This is a genomic window from Acidaminococcales bacterium, from assembly GCA_031290885.1.
In the GTDB taxonomy this organism is placed as follows: Bacteria; Bacillota; Negativicutes; order Acidaminococcales; family JAISLQ01; genus JAISLQ01.
In genome coordinates this window covers 20,578-41,381 of the sequence record JAISLQ010000068.1, presented here as the reverse complement: position 1 = coordinate 41,381, position 20,804 = coordinate 20,578, and the positions used below count along the sequence as shown (strand labels likewise).

The 20,804-nt window shown below is 56.2% G+C and carries 20 protein-coding genes, 1 tRNA gene, 1 other RNA gene and 2 pseudogenes; 22 read left to right on the top strand and 2 right to left on the bottom strand.

From position 1 onward, the window contains the following. Positions 1-205 precede the first annotated feature (205 nt). From LBO03_08595 to LBO03_08565, 7 genes are all read left to right on the top strand, one after another. The gene (locus LBO03_08595; GenBank protein ID MDR3349630.1) at positions 206-454 is read left to right on the top strand and encodes a DNA cytosine methyltransferase; all 249 of its coding nucleotides are present in this window, start codon (positions 206-208) and stop codon (positions 452-454) included. A gap of 326 nt (positions 455-780) precedes the next feature. After that, positions 781-1,881, top strand: a complete 1,101-nt coding sequence (locus tag LBO03_08590) for a M48 family metallopeptidase (GenBank protein ID MDR3349629.1) — start codon at positions 781-783, stop codon at positions 1,879-1,881. Positions 1,882-1,926: 45 nt separating this feature from the next. Beyond that, on the top strand, positions 1,927-2,232 hold the full coding sequence (locus LBO03_08585; GenBank protein MDR3349628.1) for a DUF503 domain-containing protein: 306 nt from the start codon (positions 1,927-1,929) through the stop codon (positions 2,230-2,232). Further along, a complete protein-coding gene (locus LBO03_08580; GenBank protein ID MDR3349627.1) occupies positions 2,222-2,995 on the top strand; it encodes a M48 family metallopeptidase in 774 nt (257 codons plus the stop codon). The genes LBO03_08585 and LBO03_08580 overlap by 11 nt, the downstream gene beginning before the upstream one ends. Positions 2,996-3,028: 33 nt before the next feature. Continuing rightward, the gene (locus tag LBO03_08575) at positions 3,029-4,045 is read left to right on the top strand and encodes a PLP-dependent transferase (GenBank protein MDR3349626.1); all 1,017 of its coding nucleotides are present in this window, start codon (positions 3,029-3,031) and stop codon (positions 4,043-4,045) included. A 68-nt stretch (positions 4,046-4,113) separates the two neighbouring features. Beyond that, on the top strand, positions 4,114-5,247 hold the full coding sequence (locus LBO03_08570) for a metallophosphoesterase (protein MDR3349625.1): 1,134 nt from the start codon (positions 4,114-4,116) through the stop codon (positions 5,245-5,247). A gap of 33 nt (positions 5,248-5,280) precedes the next feature. After that, positions 5,281-6,135 carry a hypothetical protein gene (locus tag LBO03_08565; protein MDR3349624.1) on the top strand — a complete coding sequence of 285 codons (855 nt, stop codon included), beginning with the start codon at positions 5,281-5,283 and terminating at the stop codon, positions 6,133-6,135. Between the two features lie 83 nt (positions 6,136-6,218). Here the strand turns inward: LBO03_08565 and LBO03_08560 are convergent, their stop codons facing one another. Both LBO03_08560 and LBO03_08555 read right to left on the bottom strand, forming a co-directional pair. Next, a complete protein-coding gene (locus LBO03_08560) occupies positions 6,219-6,710 on the bottom strand; it encodes a hypothetical protein (GenBank protein MDR3349623.1) in 492 nt (163 codons plus the stop codon). Between the two features lie 525 nt (positions 6,711-7,235). Then, entirely contained in the window at positions 7,236-7,472 is a 237-nt protein-coding gene (locus tag LBO03_08555; GenBank protein ID MDR3349622.1) for a hypothetical protein, read from the bottom strand. A 169-nt stretch (positions 7,473-7,641) separates the two neighbouring features. Here LBO03_08555 and dnaG point away from each other — a divergent pair, with 169 nt between their 5' ends. From dnaG to LBO03_08480, 15 genes and pseudogenes are all read left to right on the top strand, one after another. After that, the gene (gene dnaG / locus LBO03_08550) at positions 7,642-9,519 is read left to right on the top strand and encodes a DNA primase (protein MDR3349621.1); all 1,878 of its coding nucleotides are present in this window, start codon (positions 7,642-7,644) and stop codon (positions 9,517-9,519) included. A 70-nt stretch (positions 9,520-9,589) separates the two neighbouring features. Beyond that, positions 9,590-9,979 (top strand): annotated as a pseudogene (locus LBO03_08545) (RNA polymerase sigma factor RpoD). Positions 9,980-10,462: 483 nt separating this feature from the next. Beyond that, a pseudogene (gene rpoD / locus LBO03_08540) lies at positions 10,463-11,191 on the top strand (RNA polymerase sigma factor RpoD). A gap of 82 nt (positions 11,192-11,273) precedes the next feature. Next, a tRNA-Ile gene (locus LBO03_08535) sits at positions 11,274-11,348 on the top strand. A 60-nt stretch (positions 11,349-11,408) separates the two neighbouring features. Next, positions 11,409-12,107 (top strand): class I SAM-dependent methyltransferase, encoded by a 699-nt coding sequence (locus tag LBO03_08530; protein ID MDR3349620.1) that lies wholly within the window; start codon positions 11,409-11,411, stop codon positions 12,105-12,107. Continuing rightward, on the top strand, positions 12,098-13,207 hold the full coding sequence (locus tag LBO03_08525) for a Nif3-like dinuclear metal center hexameric protein (protein ID MDR3349619.1): 1,110 nt from the start codon (positions 12,098-12,100) through the stop codon (positions 13,205-13,207). Before LBO03_08530 ends, LBO03_08525 begins: the two co-directional genes overlap by 10 nt. A gap of 13 nt (positions 13,208-13,220) precedes the next feature. Continuing rightward, positions 13,221-14,147 (top strand): HD domain-containing protein, encoded by a 927-nt coding sequence (locus LBO03_08520; protein MDR3349618.1) that lies wholly within the window; start codon positions 13,221-13,223, stop codon positions 14,145-14,147. Between the two features lie 272 nt (positions 14,148-14,419). Then, an RNA gene (rnpB, locus tag LBO03_08515) (RNase P RNA component class A) lies at positions 14,420-14,769 on the top strand. Positions 14,770-14,890: 121 nt separating this feature from the next. Further along, on the top strand, positions 14,891-15,217 hold the full coding sequence (gene trxA / locus LBO03_08510; protein MDR3349617.1) for a thioredoxin: 327 nt from the start codon (positions 14,891-14,893) through the stop codon (positions 15,215-15,217). A 9-nt stretch (positions 15,218-15,226) separates the two neighbouring features. Next, entirely contained in the window at positions 15,227-15,595 is a 369-nt protein-coding gene (gene aroH, locus LBO03_08505) for a chorismate mutase (protein MDR3349616.1), read from the top strand. A gap of 89 nt (positions 15,596-15,684) precedes the next feature. Further along, the gene (locus LBO03_08500; GenBank protein MDR3349615.1) at positions 15,685-16,542 is read left to right on the top strand and encodes an OmpH family outer membrane protein; all 858 of its coding nucleotides are present in this window, start codon (positions 15,685-15,687) and stop codon (positions 16,540-16,542) included. A 37-nt stretch (positions 16,543-16,579) separates the two neighbouring features. Beyond that, positions 16,580-17,995 carry an NAD(P)/FAD-dependent oxidoreductase gene (locus LBO03_08495; protein ID MDR3349614.1) on the top strand — a complete coding sequence of 472 codons (1,416 nt, stop codon included), beginning with the start codon at positions 16,580-16,582 and terminating at the stop codon, positions 17,993-17,995. A gap of 149 nt (positions 17,996-18,144) precedes the next feature. Then, positions 18,145-18,999, top strand: a complete 855-nt coding sequence (locus LBO03_08490) for a bacteriohemerythrin (protein MDR3349613.1) — start codon at positions 18,145-18,147, stop codon at positions 18,997-18,999. A 98-nt stretch (positions 19,000-19,097) separates the two neighbouring features. After that, entirely contained in the window at positions 19,098-19,781 is a 684-nt protein-coding gene (locus tag LBO03_08485; protein ID MDR3349612.1) for a DUF6198 family protein, read from the top strand. 26 nt (positions 19,782-19,807) lie between these two features. Next, on the top strand, positions 19,808-20,770 hold the full coding sequence (locus LBO03_08480; GenBank protein MDR3349611.1) for a DUF4037 domain-containing protein: 963 nt from the start codon (positions 19,808-19,810) through the stop codon (positions 20,768-20,770). Positions 20,771-20,804 lie beyond the last annotated feature (34 nt).

The window sequence follows — 20,804 nt, the reverse complement described above, 5'->3', positions numbered from 1 at the left end:
TTGAATCCAATTGAAAACTTTTGGGCATGGCTAAAAGCTAAACTGCGCAGAACGCTCGCTAATTTTTCTTGTTTTGATGACGCTCTTTGCTACTGTTTTAAAAGTATTTGACTATAAACTTCGAGGCATTGCGGACTGCCTTGTCGCCAGCTACGGCAAAGGGCTGGGAGCAAAATAGGGCCGGCCGGGCGTACTGGCCAAGGCCGTGTCCGCCCCGGACAAACTCAAAAAGCGGCAGCATGGCCGCCGCATAAAAGCTGAAAACGATCCCATGTTCATATTGCCCTGTGGGGACTGCCACGGAGTCCTGCTGCCCGGGGCGCGGGTCAGGAAGCTGACACCGCTGGAGCGCTTCCGGCTGCAAGCCTTCCCGGACAGCCACTGCCTTGCCGCCCAAAGCGCAGGCACAGGCATATCCGACAGCCGGCTATACAAGCAGGCCGTCAACCGATGACCGTCTCCGTGATCTACGCCGTGGCAAAGAAGCTCATGGAGAACTTGAGAGGAAAACAACCATAGCATTAACGAAAGAAAACTTTCGCTGCCAACAGAGCAAGGGAAGGTTTTTTGTATTTTTATTCGTTCGCGTTTTTCGCAAAGAAAGTGGAAATTTTTCGCAGATTTTTTGGAAAGCTACAAGAACTGTATAAGATTTGCTTTTAAGGAAAATAATGATAGAATAAATATTGTAACAGGCGAGGCAAAGTTGCAAGCGCCTGCCTTTCAGGGGCGGCGGGCGCGCCTGCCCGTCAGCAAACTATCGTCAAAAGGAGTGGAGACATGCCGTATTTAAGAAATATCGCATCAAAAACTTTTTCCCGGGCATTAGGCCTTCTGCTGTCATTGGCGGTTGTGGCGTCATTTTCGCCGCCGCCTGCGGGCGCCATTAAAATCGGCAATATTATAGGCGCTGCCCAGGAGCAGGGAAAAATCAAAAAATCGCTTGAATATTACGACAATGACGGGCGCGGCGAACTTTTCGCGGAAATCAAAAAATCTGAAGGCGTCAGCGCCGATCCTACGATGAACGCCGTGCTCGACAGGATAATGCAAAGGCTGTCCGCGACTGTCGCCAAGACCGAGCCTTCCATCAAAGAGCGGCCCTACAATTATTTTGTCAACACGCAGGAGGATTTTAACGCCTTTTGCACTTTGGGGCATAACATTTCCGTAAACGCGGGCGTTTTTTATTTTTTTGACAACAATGAGGACAAGGTCGCCGCAGTCGTCGCCCATGAAATGGTGCACGGCCAGAGAAATCACCCGATTGAGGGAGCGAAGAAGAAATTGACGGTCGAGTTCCTGCAAAAAGCCGTCGGCGCCGATTTGAGCGGGGCGGGAAGGCTGGCGGCGGACGTGGTCGCGGTCAATGTGAAAAACGCCGGCATAACCAAGCCCAACGAATGGGAAGCCGACAACATAGCCTTCGTTTATCTGGCGGACGCCGGCTATAATGTGGGCGCGCCGGCCGCCGTGTGGCAGCGCGTCATTGATAACACCAAGGCCAAGGCGGGCGCGAACTTTTTCAGCAGCATATTTAACCCTTCCACCCATCCGTCCGAAAAAGACCGGCGCGCCAATTACGCGAAAAAGCTCACGGCATATAGCAACAACAAAGTCGCCGTGGACGAAAACACGGGCGAGGTAAAGGTAAACGGCAAGCCTTTCCTGAAACCGGCCGCAGCCGCCGGCATGAGCGGGCTGGAACGGGCCTATCTCATAGCCGGCAATTTGGCTTTCGTATATCACGCCGGCCCCGTCAGCGCGGCGGCGGTGGCGGAAGGCAACGTGGTGCGCATTGGCGGCAAGGCGATCGTTACGGTGTCCCAGGGCGATCCGGGCGCCGCGGAACTGGCCGGCATTTTGAACGGCATAAAGTAGCCGGGATCTGGGCGGCTTTCGCCGCAAACGCGCGGGAGGCGCCTGATGGGAGTTATTTTTGTTTTGGCCGCCGCCGAACTTTTCCTGCCGGCCGCCAATTCTTTAAAAGACAAACGGCAAATCGTCAAAAGCGCCGTGGAGAAAATAAGGGCGCGCACGCGCGCTTCGGCGGCGGAAACGGACTTTCACGATTTGTGGCGGCGCGCGGCCGTCGGCATGGCCTGGGCGGGCAGCGACCGCCGGGTGTTGGAGAAACAGGCGGAACTGGCGAAAAATATCATAGCCGGCCACTTTGATGTTGAGGTAATTTCTTTTTCCGTGAAATATTTTGCGGGCGAAGATGTTTTTTGAGAATTTCATGGCAAAGGCAAGGATGGATCCGGATTATCGTCTCGCCGTAACGAGCGGCGGCGACACTTATACAATCCCCATAGAATACGAGCGCAAAAGGCGCCGGCAATTGATTTTGCGCGTATACCCGAAAACGGCGCGAGTGGTTTTTTCCGTGCCGCTCAACACGCCGGACGCATACGCGCGGGATTTTTTCAACCGGCACAAGCCGTGGCTGGAAAAACAACTGCAAAGGATATTGCCGTTGCTGGCGCCCAAGCATACTTATTTGCCGGGCGATGTTTTCTATTATCTGGGCGAGCCCTTGGCGCTTGCGTGTTTTCCGGCAGAAGCGGAGCGGGCGGAAATCGCCGGCGGCGGGATAATCCTGCGCTGCCGGCCGGATGCGCCCGCCGACAGGCGCAGGGCGCTCCTGGAAAAAATGTTCGCCCGCCTCTTGCCGCCGCTGATTGATCTTTCGCTTGCCCGCGTTTTGCCTCTTTGCGCGCCTTTTCTGGACATTGCCGTCCCGCCGGCAGTCAAAAACCGTAAAATGACCAGCCGGTGGGGGGTGTGCCGGCCGTTTAAAAACGAGCTTTGTTTCAGCAACCGCTTGGCGCATCTGCCGCCGCAACTTATTGACTACGTAGTCGCGCATGAGTTGTGCCATTTTAAATTTCTTGACCACAGCCAGCATTTTTGGCGCCTTTTAGAGAAAATATCGCCCGCCTGGCGCGAATGTCGGCAGGAACTGAACCGGCTTGACGCGTATATAGATGTTTAGGGGTTAAAGACTTTTAGGGAGGCTACAGGGAAAATGATTGATTTGCGCAGCGACACCGTAACCGTTCCGACCGAAAAAATGCGTTTGGCCATGGCCTCCGCCCAGGTAGGCGACGACGTGTACGGTGAAGACCCAACGGTCAACCTGCTGGAGAAAACGGTAGCCGCCGCCTGCGGCATGGAAGCGGCGATGTTTGCCGCGAGCGGCACCATGGGCAACCAGGCCGCCGTCATGTCGTATGCCGGGCGCGGGGACGAGGTTATCTGCGAGGAGTCGGCGCACGTGTTTTTGTACGAAGGTGCCGGCATAGCCGGGCTGTCCGGCGCGCAGGCCAGGCCGGTCAAAGGGCGCAACGGCGTTTTGGCGCCGGATGTGCTTGAAAGCTATGTCAGGCCAGCCAACGACGTGCACCAGCCTTTGACTAAATTGATTTGCTTGGAAAACACCCACAACCACGCGGGCGGGAATTATTACCGCCTGGAAGAATTGTCCGGCGTGGCCGCCGTGGCGCGAAAATACGGAATAAAGGTGCATATGGACGGCGCGCGCGTCATGAACGCCGCCGTTGCCCTGAAAGTCAAACTTTCTTCTATAACGGCGCATGTCGACAGTATTTCCATCTGCCTGTCCAAAGGCCTGGGCGCGCCGGTCGGCGCCGTGGTGGCCGGCGCGGCGGAATTTATCGCGAAGGCGCGCCGCGCGCGCAAAAGAATGGGCGGCGGGATGCGGCAGGCCGGTATATTGGCGGCGGCCGGCCTTGTCGCTTTCAATGAAATGGCGGAGCGGTTGGAGGATGATCACCGCCGCGCCCGCGCTTTAGCCGAGGGCTGCCTGGCCCTGGGTTTTGAATTTGACGCGGCCGCCGTCAAAACCAATATCGTGATCGTGCCCGCCGACGACCCGGACAGGATATCCGCCGCCCTGAAAGCGGAAGGGGTGCTTGCCAACAAGTTTGGCGCCGGGCGGTTTCGCATGGTTACTCATTACGGCATAGACGATGACGCCGTTGATTATACCTTGGAAAAACTCAAAAAGATCAAAAACGGCTGATTTTAAAATGTTGCCTTGTCGCGCGGCGCGTCCGCCCGCCACGCGACAAGGCAACAGGGAGGTGCGCTTTGCGCGGCCCGGGTTTTTTTACGACAATTGCGCTGGGGCTGGCCTTCTTCATCGCTTTCGCCAACTGTATGCTGGGGATGCGGGTTTTGCGCCTTCCGGCGAAAAAGGGCGCGGTTTTTGTTTTTTTGCTGTTTAATGCCGCGGCGGCTTGGGGGGCAACCCTCGCCTGGACAAAAGCTTTGCCCGGCGCGGAATTCATCAGCCGCTTCTGCGTTTTTTGGTTTGTGGGGCAAATCATCCTTTTGCCGTTTTTTCTTTTCGGAGGCGCGGCAACTTTCGCGGCGGGACCGGCCGCGGCGGGCGCAATCAAGGCCGGGGGAGCCGCCGCGCTTGTTTTTGCTTTCGCCGTGAGCGGCTACGGCGCTTTTTATGAAAGCGTAACGGTAACTACCTCCCGGCGGGAACTGATCCTGCCAAACCTTGACCCGGAGGCGGACGGGTTTAAGATCGCGCATTTGACCGACTTGCATCTCGGCATGTTTTTTTCTTTGGCCGATTTGCGTTCCGTCTTGGAACAGGCCCGGGCGGAAAATCCCGACGCCATGGCCATTACCGGCGACCTGATTGACGACGCAAGCCAGGCAGCCGACATGGCGGCCGTCCTGGATGAATTCGCCGGCTGCTTTCCGTACGGCATATACTATGTATGGGGCAACCACGAATACATGCGCGGCGAACGGACGGTCGCGGAAAGCCTGGCCAAAAGCAAAACCGTAGTGCTGAAAAACGCGAGCGCCCGCCTGTTGGGGACAGCCAGTCCCCTTTACATGCTCGGCGTCGACTATTCTTTTGCGCGCGACCCGGACGCGCGGAGCCGTGAATATGGCCGCATGCTCAAAGCGGCCTTGGAGGGCGTCCCACGGGAGGCGACAAAAATATTGCTCAGCCATCACTCGGCCGCCATTGACGAAGCTTTTGCCCAGGGGATCGATCTGACCCTCGCCGGGCATACGCACGGCACGCAAGTCGGATTGTTCGGGCGGCCGCTTTACAGGGAAGCTTTTAAGTACATACGGGGCGTTTATGGAAAAGGCGGCCTGTATGGGTATGTCAGCACCGGCGTGAGCGGCTGGTTCCCTTTCCGGTTCGGATGCCCGCCCGAAATAGCGGTATTTACGCTGAAAAGTAAATAACAAGGCCAAATTGAGCCAAAGGGGGAAGTTGATATGGAAGAGAAAAGTTGGATTGTTTCCATGATTCAGGATTTTATGGCGACAAGCCCCGTCAACCGCATGGGGGAGGCTTTCGGGGAGGAAAAAATCTGGGGGATGCCCGTGGTAAGGTTCGCGTCCGGGGCGGACGAGCTTTTTCAAAAATATAAAACCCCCGAAGTTTGCAGTGAAGAACATTGGCTGCCGGCGGAAGCTTTCGCCAAATTTTACCCGGATTCCCGGGCGGCGGCGGAAGAACTTGCCGTAATCAGCTGGATACTGCCGCAGACTGCGGCAACCAAAGAGTCCCTGCGCCGGGAAACGGCCAATCCGTCCGAACGCTGGGCAAGGGCCAGGATCATCGGGGAAAAGGCGAACGATGCGCTGCGCCTTCATGTGACGGACGCGCTGCGCGCGGCCGGCTACGAGGCTGGCGCTCCCATGCTGCATCCGGAGTGGCGGCGGTTGGAGAATGTCCGGCGGGTTTACTCTTCCAAATGGTCGGAACGGCATGCCGCTTACGCCGCAGGGCATGGAACTTTCGGCTTGTGCGACGCGTTGATTACGCAAGTCGGCAAAGCCCACCGGCTCGGCTCCGTCGTGGCGAAACTAAAGATCGCGCCGGACGCCCGTCCTTACAAAGACATTTATGAATACTGCCTTTACCATCGCAAGGGAACCTGCGGCCTGTGCGCGAAAAAATGCCCGGCCGGCGCGATCACGTTGGAAGGCGGGCATGACAAAAGGAAGTGCTACGACTTTTTGCACGGGGAAACGCCCGCTTACATCAAAGAGCATTTCGGCCTTGACGGTTACGGCTGCGGCTTCTGCCAGGTGGGCGTTCCCTGCGAGAGCGCCATACCGAGTTAGCGGCGTCCACGTTATAAATCGCGAAACTGCGCAGGGGGCGCCCGCCAACGCGGATGCCCCCTGCGCAATCCTTTGCCCGGAGCTCAAGGCAGGAAACGGTTTTCTTTGACATGGTAGCGCAAGGATTCGCAACGGGCCTCCTCGCCCTGCCGGTTTACCACCACATTGCCCGTAAGATGGGCTATTTTTGTTTTCCAGTTAAATTCGGCGTATTCGGCGGTCATCGACAGGCCGTCGCGCGCAAAGAAAAGATGCCCGGTTATTTCGGCGGTATTCTTGCCGCCGTCCACGTACAGGCTGTCGCCGGTAAACGTGATGTCGCCCTGTTTCAGCGTTACGTTGCCCTGCGCCCAGACTTTGAGGCCGGCTATGTCCACCGACGCTTTGTCGGCGGTGATTGTCCTGTCGGAGACGGCCACATAAACGTTGCCTTCCAGAAAATACAAGCCCTGCGACGGGTCAAAACGCTGTTTCGCGCAGGTGATGACCGGCCGCTGCTTGGCGGCTTCGCCGCCGTCCGCGCCTGTGGCGGCGAAGGCCAGGAAAACCGCCAGGACGAACAAAAACTTTCTCATGCTTGCCCCCGCGCCGCCTTGCGGCGAACCAGTTCAGAATCAAAACAACCAGGTGCCGGCCCGGTCAAATTTGCATTGTTCCCGGATCAAAACGCTCCTTGAGATTTGCGAGATAATTTGCCGCCTTGCGCGCAGCAAAACGCCATGGGCCCGGCGAGGCTTCAGGGCAAAGCAGGGCGGCAAACCAGCCGCAAAGACAGTGTGCTTTTGATTCGGGAAGGGCATCGGTAAGCTTACGTATAAATTATAACATAAGGCTGTGGCGGCTTGCACAAATAAATTTCCATAGCCGCAGGCAAAAAGCAAACTGTGCCGGGCAAAGTTTACGCCGGGGAACAAGTCAGGGCAAGGATTTAAAGCGGCGCGCTGCCAAGCCGGCGGCGGACAAACAGGCGCATGGCCGCGTTTTGCCCAAAGTCCGCAAGAGCCTTCGTCAGCCAGGGACGGCCCCAAAAAGCAACGCAACACGCGGTTCAAAGCTATAAATCTTTGGCTTGCGTGCGTGTTTTCTACGGCCTTTGGCCTTTATTGCCGCAACAAGTCGAGCGCTCGCCCGGCGCGGGCGTTGGCCTGCGCCAGCATGGACTGGGCGGCTTGCGCCTTGACGTTTTCTTTGAGGCAGCCGGACATTTCGGCCGCCAGATCGGCGTCGCGGATGCGCGATTCGGCCGCGCCGCTGTTTTCGGAGGCCGTACCAAGGGCGTTGACGGAATTTTCCAGCCGGTTCTGGAGAGCGACTATCAGGCTCCGCTGCGCAGACACGCGCCGGACGGCCGATAACTTAACTGTGTTTTAATATTTTCGGCCGCGCCGCCGCTTTGCGGTTCTGCGCAAAAAGATTTTCCCGGAATTTTTTATAAAAGAGGAAATAAAAGAAAATTATGGAATATACATTTTAGAGCTGATAAACAAAAAGGCAAGACAAACGAAAATGGACGATTCTTATAAGGACTTTATCCAAACGGTGAAAAACCGCTGCGATATCGTCAGCTTGGTATCCGAGCACGTAACGCTGAAAAAGCGCGGCGGCAAGTTCTGGGGCTGCTGCCCGTTCCATCAGGAAAAGACCCCGTCTTTTTCGGTCAGCCCGGACAAGGGCCTTTTCTATTGTTTCGGCTGCGGTGCCGGTGGCGATGCCATCGCCTTCGCCCAGAAAATCGGGGATCTGTCTTTTTCGGAGGCGCTCGAGCTGATCGCCGGCAAATTTGGCGTACCGGTTCCCGATGGGCGCAAGGCCGGGCGGCAGAGGAAAAAAGATGACGAAGCCGGGGAGATTTACGCCGTCAACGCGCTGGCCGTCAATTATTTTGCCGCCTGTCTGCAAAAGACCGCTTTCGGGCAAGAGACCAGGGCTTACCTATCCGGGCGCGGCATAGACGCCGGCACGGCGGGGCGCTTTTCCTTAGGAGTGGCTTTGGGCGGGGGCAAATCTTTGTGCAAGGCTTTCATGCAAAAAGAGGTCAGCCTCGAACTTTTGCTGAAAGCGCGGCTGGCCGCCCTCCGGGAAGGCGGCGATTGTTATGATGTTTTCCGTTCGCGCCTCATGATACCGATCAAGGATCCCCGCGGCAATGTGGTAGGTTTCGGCGGCCGGCTGTTGGGCGAAGGGCAGCCCAAATATCTTAACACGGCGGAAAGCGGAGTTTTTAACAAAAGGCATTTGCTGTATGGCCTGGACTTGGCGCTTGCGCAAATAAAGTCCTCTGGCGCGGCAATCGTGGTGGAAGGGTATATGGATGCCATCGCGCTGCACGCCGCCGGGTTCACGAACGCGGTCGCTTCAATGGGCACGGCGTTTTCGCCCGAACAAGCGAATTTAATCGCGCGGGTCGCCAAAGAACTGGTTTTTTGCTATGACAGCGACCCGGCCGGGCGCAAGGCGGCGATGCGCGCCGTTTCCATCGCGCGGGCGGCGGGCGTTAGGACAAAGGCCATATTGCTTGACGGAGCCAAAGATCCGGACGAGTTTATTTTAAAATTCGGCGCGGAGAAGTTTTCCGCTTTGCTCCGGCAGGCTCCCGACGGTTGGGCGTTTCAAAAGGCTTTTGTTTTGTCGCAAACAGATTTTTCCACTTTGGCAGGAAAAGTCGAAGCCGTGTCGAACATTATCCCGGTGATCGCGGAGTTGGGAAACAGCTTGGAGACGCAAAACGCCATATCGGAACTGGCGCGCGAGCTGACCATAGACGAAGCGGCGATTGCCGGCGAGTTCAATAAATATCTTTCCAGGCAAAAAAAATACGGCGCGCTTTCCCCCCGGCCCGTCCCTGCGGCTCAATTGCGCAAAGGCAAGGGCGCGCGGGCGGAAGCGGAAAAGCAGCTCATCTGGGCGATAGCCCAAAGGCCGGAAGCTATGGAATGGGTTGAAGACATGCAAACGCGGCTAAGCAACCGTTGGGGCGGCATTCGGCAGGAAGCCGGCGCGGAAGGCGAGGAAACCGCAGGCATAGCGGCGCCGTGTTATCATGAGCTGAAAGAGATTGCCGGCCTTTTGCGCGAACAGCCGGACAAAGAAGGGGCGGACGAGCGGCTTTCCGGCATTTTGCCTTATTTGGGCGATGAAAGCAGGGCAAAGGTCGCGGAACTTTTAACCGACGAGGCCGGCTTGCTGGTGGATGAGGACAAAGGGGCGGACATAGGGCAATTGGCTAAGGATTGCATAAGGCTGCTGGAAAAATCGTTCTGGGAACAAAAATACGACGAGCACCGCAAACGCGCGGCGGCATACGAAAGCGCGGGCGACGTCCGCCTTGCGCGGGAATTGGGCAAAAGCCAGAAAATAAAAAACGAGATCCGTAAATTGTTTTAAGGGCATGAGTTCACAGGCTGGATGCAAATTATGAGAAAGCAGAGTGATTTTTGTGGAGAGGAGGGATAACATGCCTCAAAAAAAAGCCCCCCCGGAACCGCCGGAGCATTTTGACGAACTGCTCTGCAAGGGAAAGGAGCGCGGCGGCGTACTGACCTACAAAGAAATACTTGATTTTGTTCCGAACAGTGAAGAAATGACGCTGGAAGAAATGGAAGAGATATGCGATTTCCTGGCGCAAAAAGGCATAGACGTAATGGACGATGTGCAAGGCGGCGCCGATGATGCTACGGACATGGCCGCCGCGCACGTTATCGAGGAAAGCGAGGCCGAAGACCTCTCTGTTCCCGACGGCATAGGCATCGACGATCCCGTCCGCATGTATCTGAAGGAAATTGGGCGCGTTCCCCTTCTGACCGGCGACGATGAAATAAAACTGGCCAAGAGGAAGGACAAAGGCGCTTACGCGTCCCTGATCCTATCCGGCGATCCAGAAGAGATAGCCAGCTTTTTCACTTTCAACTATGAACGCCGCAAAACCGGCGCTTTGCGGCAATCTGTGGAAAAATTGCTCAAGCAGGAACGGGCGGCGGCGCTGGAGAGAGATTCTTCCTATGTATTGTCAAAAAATATGCTGTTGGCCGGCAGGAACAAACACCAGGCCAAACATTCAGACATCGTCGCGACCGCCGGCGAGCTGACCAAAAGCGAAATGTCCTACCTTGTCCGCAACCTGCAATCGCGCAACGTAAGTCTTGCCGATGATTTGCCGCTGCGCCTGAATCCGCCGGAAAGCGGCAGCGAGGCCAACAAGCTTTTGGAAATTTGTTATATAATCAAACTCCTGGGAAAGCGCGCGAAACAAAATGACAAAGAAATAACCGCCGCCCAGCTGCGCGACTATAACAAAAGATACGACGATATATTAAATGAAGCCGTCAGCCAGGGCGACGCCGCCAAACGCTGCCTGGAGGAGGCCAACCTGCGCCTTGTCGTGAGCATTGCCAAGCGTTATGTGGGGCGCGGCATGTTGTTTTTGGATCTTATCCAGGAAGGCAATCTCGGCTTGATCAAGGCGGTGGAAAAATTTGACTATACCAAGGGCTACAAATTCAGCACTTACGCCACTTGGTGGATAAGGCAGGCCATAACCAGGGCGATCGCGGATCAGGCCAGGACCATTCGCATCCCTGTGCACATGGTGGAAACCATCAACAAATTAATCAGGGTGTCCCGGCAGTTGTTGCAGGAGATGGGGCGCGAGCCCCTGCCGGAGGAAGTGGCCCAGGGGATGGACACGACCGTCGAGCGGGTGCGCGAAATAATGAAGATCGCGCAGGAGCCCGTTTCTTTGGAAACGCCAATAGGCGAAGAGGAAGATTCGCATTTGGGCGATTTCATCGAAGACCATGACGCGCCCGCGCCCGCCGACGCCGCTTCTTTTATCCTGCTGCGCGAACAGCTCAATGAGGTTTTGGAAACGCTGACCCAGCGCGAGAAGAAGGTGCTGGAGCTGCGGTTCGGTTTGGAAGACGGGCGTTCGCGCACGTTGGAGGAAGTGGGAAGGTTTTTTGGCGTCACGCGCGAGCGCATCAGGCAGATAGAGGCAAAAGCCCTGCGCAAGTTAAGGCATCCCACCCGCAGCAGGAAACTCCGGGATTTTTTGGAATAGCCGCTTGACACGAAATAAAGCCTGATATTATAATATATCCGTTGGCTTGCGGGGCTTTGTTTCTGCCAGCCGCCTGTTGCGCGGGCCTATAGCTCAGCGGTAGAGCCACCGGCTCATAACCGGTCGGTCCCTGGTTCGATCCCAGGTGGGCCCACCAGCTTATTTTGCGGCGAAGTGTTTTGGACTTCGCTTTTTTATTTGCGGGGAGGCTTTGGCCATGCGGCTTGCGGACAGGCTGAAAAAGATCGCCGGCTTTGTGCCATCCGGTGCGCGGATCGCCGATATCGGCGCCGATCATGCTTATTTGCCGCTTTGGCTGCTTGAAAAAGGGATCATTGATTTTGCCGTTGCCGTCGATGTCGCGGACGGGCCGTGCCGGGCGGCGGCAGCGTCCGTCGCGGCGGCCGGCGCGGACGGGCGGATAAAGGTAAGGCAAGGATATGGCCTGTCCCCGCTCAAGTCGGGCGAAGTCGACGCCATTGTCATTGCTGGCATGGGAGGGTCGACGATTGCGCAAATATTGGACAAAGGTTCCGATCTGCTCGCAGGGGTGGATTCTTTGATCTTGCAGCCCATGACCGGCGGCGGCCGCCTGCGTTCATGGCTTTGCGCCAGCGGCTGGCCGCTCGCGGGGGAGGAGCTGGCGGCGGAGGGGCGAAAATTGTATGAAATAATTTTCGCGCAAAAAAATCCCGCCGCGAAACACATGGTTTATGACCATTTCCGGCTGGAAGCGGGGCCGCTGCTTTTGGAGGCCGGGCATCCTCTTTTAAAGCGGCATGTCGGCAACATAGCCGCGCGTTACGCCCGCGTCTGCCGCAGCATGGAAAACGGCCGCCCGGCGGCGCGCGGCGCCAGATACGAAACGGCGCGGGCAATTTGGGCGGCGGCGGAGGATTGTTTGCGATGCCTGTAACGGTTGGCGATATAATAGCTGTATTGGGCGAATGTGCGCCGGAAAATCTGGCGGCGCAATGGGACAACGTGGGGCTGCTTTGCGGCTGTCCCGCTTCGGCGGTAGAGCGGGTCATGCTCGCCCTTGACGTTACGCCGGGCGTTGCCGGGCAGGCGGCCGGGGAAAAAGCGCAAATGATAATTTCCCATCACCCGCTGATTTTCCACGAAATAAAAAAACTGGCGGAAACCGATTGGCGCTCGCGCCTGCTGGCCAAGCTCATCAGAGATAACGTCGCCGTTTACGCGGCGCACACCAATCTTGATTTTTGCGCGGGCGGCGTCAGCGACGCGCTCGCGCAAAAACTCGGGTTGTCGGATGTTGCCGTACTAAGAAAGTCCGGCCATTGCCTTCTGCGCAAAATAGCGGTCTTTGTCCCCGACCAATACGCCGACAGGGTAATGGCGGCCATGGCGCGGGAAGGGGCGGGGCATATAGGACAATACAGCGACTGCTCTTTCCGCGTGAAAGGGACCGGCGCTTTCCGCCCCCTGGCGGGGACGCATCCTTTTGCCGGCCGGGAGGGCGAGATGTCCTCCGTCAAAGAAACGCGGATAGAAACGGTAGCGCCCGCCGAAAAACTTGCCGCCGTGCTTAAAGCCATGCTGGCTGCGCACCCTTATGAGGAAGCCGCCTATGACGTATACGAATTGGCCAACGACCGGACGGGGGTATGGGGCGCGGGCAGGATAGGCGCGTTGAAAGAGGCGATGACGGTCAGGGATTTTGCCCTTATGGCGAAATCCGCCTTGCGTTTGGACTATGCCCTTTACGCCGACGCCGGCCGCCCGGTGCGCAAAGTGGCCGTCTGCGGCGGTGCCGGCGGCGACTTGGTGCAGGATGCGCTGGCCGGCGGGGCGGATATATTGGTAACCGGCGATTTGGGCCACCACGCGGCGCAGGAGGCGAAGTTGGCCGGCCTGAGCCTGCTCGATGCCGGCCATCAGGGAACGGAGCGTCCTGTTTTGCCTTTTCTGGCCGACAAAATCGCCGCAAGCGCCAAAGGCCGCAAGATAAAAATATTGATAGCCGAGGAAGAACCGTCCTTGCTTATGTTATGAAGGAGAGCAGACCATGCTTGCAGAATTTAAAGCCGGAGACAGAATAAGGCACATCGTTTTGTGCCGCGTGCAAAAGATTGGCAATTCGGCCAACGGCGGCGTGTTCGCCCGCGGGTTCGCCAGCGACAACACCGCCGCGCTGCCTTTTGTTTCTTTTGACGGCCATACTGTGGATGTTTTTCGCGCCCAGGCCGGGCCGCGCGCTTTTGTGGCTACCGGGACAATCGACCTGAACCGTTTTGCCGGCGACGGCTCATTGCAGTTTTTAATACAGAAAATAGAACCGCCTTTGCCGGAAGAAGATTTGTCCCATCTCTTGCCTGACGGGGGCGTCAATTTGGACGAATACGGGCGGCGTTTTGAACTTTTGCTCGGCAAAATAAAAGATGCCGATGTCTTGAGGCTTTTGCGCCAGGTTTTTTCCGACCGGACAATGGCTTCTTTCCGGGCGAACCCGGCCGGCATGAGCTATCACCACGCCTACATAGGCGGCCTGCTGGAACATTCGGTGGATACGGCGGAATTAGCCGCCGCCATGGGCGAAAAGGCGAAAGGCGCCAATATGGACATAATCATCGCCGGCAGCCTTTTGCACGATATAGGCAAATTGCGCGAAATATCGCGGGACATAGGCTTCCCGTACACCGGCGAAGGCAAGTTGCTCGGGCATATAGCCATCGGCGCCATAATGGCCGAAGAAGCGGCGCTCAAAATGGATCCGCCGATTCCCGAGGAGAAACTCCAACTGATCGTTCATATAATAATTTCCCACCACGGCGCGCAGGAGAAGGGTTCGCCGGTCAACTGCCGGACAAAAGAGGCATTCATCGTGCATTACGCCGACGAGCTTGATTCCGTGCTCAACCAATTTCAGCCGCGGGAGGGCAAAGGCTGGCTGTACAACAAAATGCTGGCCCGCAATATTTTCCTGGGCGAATAATGGCCGGCGCGGCAAAAACCGGCGCCGGGACTGCCCGCGTTTTTTTGTTCGTTTCATTTTTCGCGCCGCCTCGCCGCCGCCGGTTTTCAAAATAGTGCCGTCCGCCTGTTGACCGTTCGGGCGGTATGTGATATTCTCAAAATATAAAGTGAGTATGAAAGGCAATCGCGGCTGTGCCCGTGTTCTGCGACACTTGGGAAATAGCGGCGACCGGCGTTTCCCCGCCGTGATGTTTTGGGGCGGGAAAGGCCGGATACGGTTGTTTTTCGGGCGTGGCAGAGCGCGGCGCGCAGACGAGGAAAGTCCGAGCTCCATAGGGCAGGATGCTGGATAACGTCCAGCGAGGGCGACCTTAGGGCCAGTGCCACAGAAATGCGTACCGCCGGATCGCCGCAAGGCGCCGGCAAGGGTGGAACGGTGCGGTAAGAGCGCACCAGCAGGCAGGCGACTGCCTGGCTAGGTAAACCCCATCTGGAGCAAGACCGAATAGGGAAGGGATGAAGCGGCCCGCCGATCCTTCCGGGTTGCGTCGCTTGAGCCGCCGGGCAACCGTCGGCCTAGATAAATGATTGCCGCCGCCATGCTGGCGGAACAGAACTCGGCTTATTGATTACTCACTTTATAATTTTATAAGCCCGGGGCGCGGACGCGGCCAGTTTCCGGCGGCAGTTCAGGCTCGCTGCGGGAGCTTCGCTCGGTACAATTTAAAGGTTGCCGATGCCGGCAGCCGGAGGGATTATGGCATGGGTGTTATAAACTTGACGGCAGAGGACAAATTCGCCGAGTTGACCCGGAACCAGCAGGGCATTGTCATCGTGGATTTTTGGGCGCCTTGGTGCGCCCCCTGCCGCATGCTGGCATCGGAACTGGCGGGCGCCGGCGAAGAGTTCGGGGAGAAATTGCAAGTATTGAAAGTCAATATTGACGATTTCGCCGATCTTGCCTCTGCGCAATACAAGGTTTTGGGAGTGCCGACTTTAGTGCTGTTCAAGGACGGACAGGAAAAAGATCGGTTGGTTGGCTACCGCCCCAAGGCAGCTATCAAGGAATTTATAGAAAAACATCTGTGAGGCGCTCTCATGAAGCTACGCGGCGTAAGGGGCGCGACCGCCTGCGCGGGCAACGGCGAAAATGAAATTATGGATGCCGTAAAAGAGCTATGGCTGGCGATGTGCGAACAAAACTCTTTCGCCGAAGACGATTTGGCGGCGGTTATTTTCAGCTCGACGCCCGATCTTTCGGCGATCTTTCCGGCGGCGGCCGTGCGCGCCTTGGGCTGGGCGGACACGCCGCTTTTCGGCGCGGCCGAGATTGAGCCGCCGGGCGCGGTAAAGCGCTGCGTGCGTATCTTGGCGCTGTGGAACACCGACAAGGGGCAAAAGGACATAAAACATGTTTACCTGCGGGAAGCGGCGGCATTAAGGCCGGACATAGCCGGCAAAAAATAACCGGGCGCGCCGATTTTTCCTGACCGTCCGGCACGGACGCGGGTTTACGCGGCATACGCTTGAATATCGGCCAAAAGGGTGAATGCGCTTTGAGGAAAAACAAAATATTTCTGACTGTTTTGCTGGTTTTTGCGCTGGCGCTGCTGGGCGGCTGTTCCGAAGCCCCGGTGCGCATCGGCGTTTTTGACCGCGATAAAATCGTGCGGGAGAAAGCCATATTCGGCGACATAGCCGCCTTGGACGCGGAGATTGCCCTTTTGGAAGAATTATTGCTCGACAAAAAAGAGCAGTTGCGGGAAGAACTCCGGGAGATGGAAGAAGAGGCGAACGAGTCGCTTAAGGAAGAATGGGCTGCCGGCGTGGAGGAACGGGAAGAGAAATTAAATAGTGCGCTCAATGAAAAATTCAAAGGGTTTTTAGAGAGAAAAAATAAGGAGATGCAAGATTTTATCGCGTCCGTGGAAGAAGAGACGAACAAAAAGCTCAATGAAATCACGAAAAAGGCCTCGTCCCCGCTCTTGACCGAAACGCAGCTTGCTAACCTTGAAAGATCGGCAGATGAAGCCAAGTCCCAGGCGGACGAAGAGATAAAAGAAAAAGACGCCCAGATACAGAAAGAAATAGACGATGCGCTTGCGGAAAGCCGCGCCGCCGCGAAAAGAAATCTGGACGAGTACGCCGTTTCCCTGCGGGAAAGATTGACGCAGGAGCGGAAAAAGCAGTTGCGGGAATTCGCCGAGGAGCAGCTGGGCGACGACCAGAAAAAGCAAAACGACTTGATCGCCCGGCGGGAAGCTTTGCAAAAAACTATTGCCGAGCGGATAGACAAAGCGATCGAGACGGTGGCGAAGGAGAAAAAACTGGAAGTAGTGCTTTCGCGGGTATTGGCCAATGTAAAAGCGGTGGATATAACAGATGACGCCATGGCGGCACTATTAAAAAAATGAACGGCGCGCTGAATAAATAAAGGCCTGGTGTTTAAATATGGCGGAAAAATATGACGCCGCGATTGTCGGCAGCGGGCCGGCGGGCATTTTTGCCGCTTATGAGCTGGCACGGAAGTTTCCCCAAACAAAAATAATCCTGCTGGAAGAAGGGCAGGATATTTATGCGCGCAGCTGCCCCTTGGCGGAGAAAAAGGTCCCCGCCTGCGTTTTGTGCCCAAGCTGCGCGGTAATGCACGGTTTTGGCGGCGCGGGGGCTTTTTCTGACGGCAAATATAACATCACGGCTAATTTTGGCGGCTGGCTTACCGATTACCTTCCGGAAGCCCTTGTCATGGATTTGATCGAATATGTCGACAGGATAAACCTTTCTCTGGGCGCGCCGGAAGACATTTTCAGTTCGGTTGGCAGCTCGATCGGCAAACGCGCGCTGGAGCACGACCTTCATCTGCTGGGCTCCAAAGTGCGGCATCTCGGCACGGAAAACAACATGCGCATCCTGCGCGGGCTGTATGAAATGCTGAAAGATAAAGTCTTGATGCGTTTTAACGACAAGGTCGAGCGCATAATAGCCAAAAGGGACGGGTTTACCCTGCAAATGGCCAAAGGCGCGGAAATAAGGAGCGACTGGCTGATCGCCGCTCCCGGCCGAAGCGGCTCGGAATGGTTCGCCGGCCAGTGCGGGGAACTGGGCGTGCCGGTATTTAACAATCAGGTGGACGTAGGCGTAAGGGTGGAACTGCCGGCTGAAATTTTCAAACACATCACCGACGAGGTCTACGAAGCGAAACTGGTATATCTTACCAAACAATACGGCGACCTTGTACGCACTTTTTGCATGAATCCCTACGGCTACGTCGTAACGGAAAACACGGACGGCATCATAACCGTTAACGGCCACAGTTACCATGACGCGAGCAAAAACAGCGCCAATACCAATTTCGCTTTGCTGGTCAGCAATAATTTTACCCATCCTTTCAACCAGCCCCATCAGTACGGCAAACGCATCGCTTCTTTTTCCAATATGTTGGGCGGCGGTGCGATCATGCAGCGTTTCGGCGACTTGATCAAAGGCCGGCGGACATCCGGCCGGCGGCTGGCGAAAAGTTTTCTCGTCCCCACCCTGGCGGCCACCCCGGGGGATTTGAGCCTGGTCTTGCCCAAGCGGCACATGGACAACATAATTGAAATGATTTACGCCCTGGATAAAATCGCGCCGGGAACCAAAAATGACGACACGCTGCTTTACGGGGTGGAGGTAAAATTTTACAGTTCAAGGCTTGAATTGGACGGCAACTTGGAAACTGCAGTCAAAGGCATGTTTGCCATAGGCGACGGGGCGGGCGTAACCAGGGGCCTGGCCCAGGCCAGCGCGAGCGGCGTGCACGTGGCGCGGGTATTGGGCAGCCGGATAAGCGGCCTGGCGCAACGGGCGCTTCCCGTCCATGATCAGTAGCGGCCTCTGACAGTTGTTTGCTGCACGGCGGCATGCTCTCCGCGCCTCTGTCTTAAAAAATAACGCCGCCATGCCAGAGGGAGAATCTTTTGCCATAGCATCCAAAGGCACTTAGCAATAGGTTACCTAATGAAAAAGGGGGCCGGCAAATGGGAATGTGGAAAGACGCCTATGCCGTAGGCAACGAGCTAATTGACAGCCAGCATAAAGAACTTTTTCGGATGGCTGACGACTTGGCGGCGGCAATGAGCCGCGAAGGGCCGGACAGCCGGGCAGCCTGCGCCCGCTCCGTTGGGTTTTTAAAAAATTACGTTGTGAAGCATTTCGCCGACGAGGAAGAATTGCAGGCTTCTTTGCGCTATGAAGGCCTGCCGGGGCATAAAATATTGCACAGGGATTTTGTTTCTACCGTCCTGCAACACGAGAAAAAATTGATTGAAAGCAATTTCAACCGCAAAACCATGCAGCAATTTGCCGGGACATTGATCGGCTGGCTGATCTACCACGTGGTGGGGGAGGACGGGAAAATCACCGGCGCCGCGGCGCAGGCATCGCCCCCCGCCCCTCAGGACATGGCGCAGCCCGAGCAGTTTGTCGCCTGTTTTGCCGACAGCGCCTGCGAAGTGCTCGGCCAGATGCTGAATATGCCTGTCCAACCCGCGCCCTGCGCCCCGGCGCTTGTCGGACAGGCGGGCGACATAAGCGTGAGCATCGGACTTGTAGGCGATCGCCCGGGCGAGGTGGATTTTGTTTTTCCGCTGGTAACCGCCCTTTGCATCGTACAACATATAACCATGATGGATCCGGCCGAACTTGGCGAAATGATGGATTCGGCCCTTAAAGAAATTTCCAATATCATAAGCGGCAACGCCGCCGCCAAAATTGCCAAAGCAGGCTGCGCCTGCGACATTACCACGCCCAAAATATACCGCGGCCAATATCCCCTGTTTAAAAACAGCAGGGTCATAAAATGCGACTTGGGGACATTGATGGTCGCTTTTTAAAATCAAAAGGCCAACGGGAGGCAGGGCAAGGCAGCCAGGGCATGGCGCGCGCGATCTGCCTGTGCCGCGCCGGAATCTGCATGTTGAGGGGTGCCCCTATGTGTTGTCAAAAACTATTTTTGCGCATCCTTATTTATGCCATAGGCTTGCTTTGCCTTGCCTTTGGAGTGGCGTTTGGCATTAACGCCAAGCTGGGCATACCCCCCGTGAATTCGATCCCTTACGTGCTTTCTCTTGTTACGAAGGTAGACATGGGCATCTGTATTATATTGATATTTTCAGGTTATATTTTGCTGCAATATATAATTTTGCGCAAAAACTTCAAATGGATAAACTTGACGCAACTGGTGTTTTCATCGCTGTTTGGATATTTTGTGGATTTCGCCAGACACGTGCTCGGCGGCTTTGAAATTCCCACCTATGCCGGCAAGTTGGCAATGTTGGCCATTAGCATCGTTTTGTACGCCATCGGCGTGTCCATGTATGTTGATACAAAACTTGTGAATATGCCTATGGAAGGTCTGGTGGCCGCAATTACAAGCGTGCTTCCCGGAAAGAGTTTCCAGCAGGTCAAGGTTGTTTTGGATTGCACGGTTGTGTTCGTTGCGGCAGCGCTGTCCTTGCTGGCCATGGGCGGTTTGCATGGCGTCCGTGAAGGCACGGCGCTGTGTGCGCTGCTGGTGGGGCCGTTGATGCAGCCTGCGCAAAGAATATTAAATCCCGTTATAAACAAAATATGCTTCGAGCGGAAAAAGGGGGATGCGCAGAATCCCGCCGCCTAAGGGGCGGAGGCGTCCTGCGCGGGCGCATGCTGATGAAAGGCTTGGAATTGGCCCGTCAATATTATGAGAACATGGGCGCAAAAATGATAAGGGACAGCTTTCCGTCCTATCAGGGCCGCATAGCGGCAGGGCTGGCCGGAGAGGGGTCCGAGTGTTTTGGCTTTGACGACGAAATTTCACGGGACCACGATTGGGGGCCGAGTTTTTGCCTGTGGCTCGCGGACGGGGATTTCGCCGAGATCGGCGCCGAGCTGCAAGTGCGCTATGAAGCGCTGGATCCTGCCCCTTTGGGGCAGGCCAAGAGAAAAAACACGCCCGAAGCGGCTGGGCGCGTCGGAGCCCTTCGCACAAGTGATTTTTACCGCAAGTTTATCGGAATTGCCGGGGCGCCTGTCTCCTTGGCGCAATGGCGCCGGCTGCCGGAACATCTTTTGGCCCAGGCGACCAATGGGGCGGTATTTCATGACCCTTTAGGGGAGTTTTCGAGCATCCGCGAGTCGTTGCTTGAGTTTTACCCCGAGGATGTCCGCGTTAAAAAGATAGCGGCCCGGGCGGCGGCAATGGCGCAAACAGGCCAGTACAACTATCCCCGCTGCGTTCGCCGCAATGAGCCGGTTGCGGCTTTGGCGGCGCTTTCCGAGTTTGTGGGCAAGTCCTGCTCGATGATTCATTTGCTCAATAAGCGCTACACCCCATTTTACAAGTGGATGCATAGGAGCATTTTGTCCTTGCCGCGTCTGCGGGAATGTTACGATTTGTTGCGGGCGCTTTGCGACAATAATTTTTTCGCCGCCGCCTTTGGCGGCAATGGCCTTGCGCGGGAAAAAATGCAGGAAACAATTGAAAAGATTTGCGGCTGTGTTTTGCAAGAGTTGCGCGGACAGAGCCTGACAAACCTGGAAAACGATTTTTTGCTCGATCACTGCCCGGCGATAATGTCTCATATCGAGAACCGGGAACTGCGCGCATCGCACGTCATGATTGATTAGGCTTCCTGTTGAAAACACGGGCCATATTCAACAA